Raw genomic sequence first — 1,903 nt, forward strand, 5'->3', positions numbered from 1 at the left:
GCTACCTTGGAGGTGGGCTTGGGTGTGCTCGTAGGTGCGGTGTTGCCTTGGCGTCGAGGTTTGCCCGAGCGAGCCATGTTTGTCGGCCCAGCCTTGCGATGCGAACCGGGCGTTGAATCAACCATCCGGGTCCGATGACGAGGGCGACTGCGAGCCTGCTCAGGGCCAGCCCGCGGCGCAGGCCACAGGCTCAGGCGCCAACGAGCCGAGAGTCGCCGCCGGCTCTGGGGTGGCCACCCCAGCGCCGGCATCCCTCGCGGGACAGGGGCAATCTGACATGATTCGCTAATACAAGGTGGCGTAGCGGAGCGGAGCCCTCGAAGGAGCCCTCGAAGGAGCCCTCCAGGCATCGCGCGGCTGGCTGGAGGGCTCCTTCGAGGCTGCTGCGCAGCACCTCAGGATGAGGGGAGAGATCAGGATCTCCGTCGATCAGAACCGTCATTCGACGGCGATCGCGCAGTCAAACAGGCTTAGGCTCAGGCGGCCGATGCCTTCCCCTGGCCGGATCGTGCCTGGCTCAGCCGGGCAGCCGCGGCCAACGCCGCGACCAGGGCCAGCCCGAAGATCGTCGCCACCAAGATGTCCTGGCTCATCCCGAACGCCGCGCTGGCGCCGAACGCGACCAGGGAGGAGCTGGCGATCTGGAAGAAGCCGATCAGCCCCGACGCCACGGCCGAGCGACCGTGCTCGCTCGCGATCGCGCCCGCGATGGCGAGCGACATCGACGAGCCGTTCGCCAGGCTCACGAGCAGCATCGGCAGCACCAGGGCGGCCGCTCCGAGGCCGGGCCAGGCCAGCGTCGCCAGGAAGGCGCAGCCCCCGGCCAAGAAGCACGCCACGCCGAGCGCCACGATGGCGTCGTAGGGGAGGCGATCGAGCAGGCGCCGGGCGATCTGGTTCGCGCCGATGATCCCCCCCGTCAGAGGCAGGTAGAGCCAGCCGATGCTGGTCTCGGACAGGCCCAGCCGGTCGAAGACGAAGGCGGATTGCGTCAGGTACACGAACCAGGCGCTGTAGATCGCGCAGACCATGAGCGTGTAGTGCCGGAACTTGCGATCCTTCAGGACTGCCGAGAATCCCTCGAACGGCGGTCGCACGGGACGTCCGGCCGGGCGTGTTTCCGGCAGGAGCGTCACCGTCAGGATCAGCGCCAGGACGCCGAACGCGGCGACGAACAGGAAATCGGCCTGCCAGCCGAAGGCCTTGGCCAGAGAGGCGCCCACCGCCGGCGCCAAGGCCGGCGACAGGGACACGAACGGATAGACGATGCTGTAGACCTTCGCGGCCGCCGTCCGGTCGCAGGTATCGGCGATGATGGCCCGGCCGAGCACGAGGCCGGACGCCGCCCCGCAGCCCTCCAGCATCCGCCAGACCAGGAAGCCGGCGAAGCTCGAGGCGACGGCGCAGCCGATCGACCCGGCAATGTAGAGCAGAATGCCGACCACGAGCACGGGCTTGCGGCCCCAGCGGTCGGACAGGGGACCGTAGACCAGCTGCGCGACGGCCAGCGCGATCAGATAGGCCGAGACGGTCTGCGGCATCTGCCAGTTCGCGATGCCGAAGTTTTGGGTCATCGCCGGCATGGCCGGAACGTAGACGTCCGACGCGAGCAGCCCGAACGAGCTGAGCACGGCAATGACGAGGATCAGCGGCGGCGCCAGCATGGCTCAGTCCTGTCCCGCGCGAGACGCATTTGCGGTGCGCCTCGCTGCCCCGCCGAAGCTACGGTCTACACAGGTTTGAGGCACATAGCTGTTGCAGGCCGCGACGCGCCCCCTCTCCCGTGCGGGCAGGGCTATCGCATTTGGCTGATGAGGCTGAGCAAGTATGTGTCGTTCCATGCGGCGCGCTTGATTTTGGCGCGGATGGATCCCTTTGCGGTGTCGGCGCGCAGGAGGTTGAG

1 protein-coding gene is annotated in these 1,903 nt (G+C 68.2%); it reads right to left on the reverse strand.

The annotated features are described in order from the left end of the window. Positions 1-476: 476 nt before the first annotated feature. A complete protein-coding gene (locus tag MKL20_RS00755; protein ID WP_244035087.1) occupies positions 477-1,664 on the reverse strand; it encodes a multidrug effflux MFS transporter in 1,188 nt (395 codons plus the stop codon). Positions 1,665-1,903 lie beyond the last annotated feature (239 nt).

It is taken from the genome of Methylobacterium sp. E-066, assembly GCF_022829635.1.
GTDB lineage: Bacteria > Pseudomonadota > Alphaproteobacteria > Rhizobiales > Beijerinckiaceae > Methylobacterium.

Coding starts and splice junctions, on each gene's coding strand:
- MKL20_RS00755 (WP_244035087.1), bottom strand. CDS start 1,664: ATGCTGGCGCCGCCGCTGATCCTCGTCATTGCCGTGCTCAGCTCGTTC.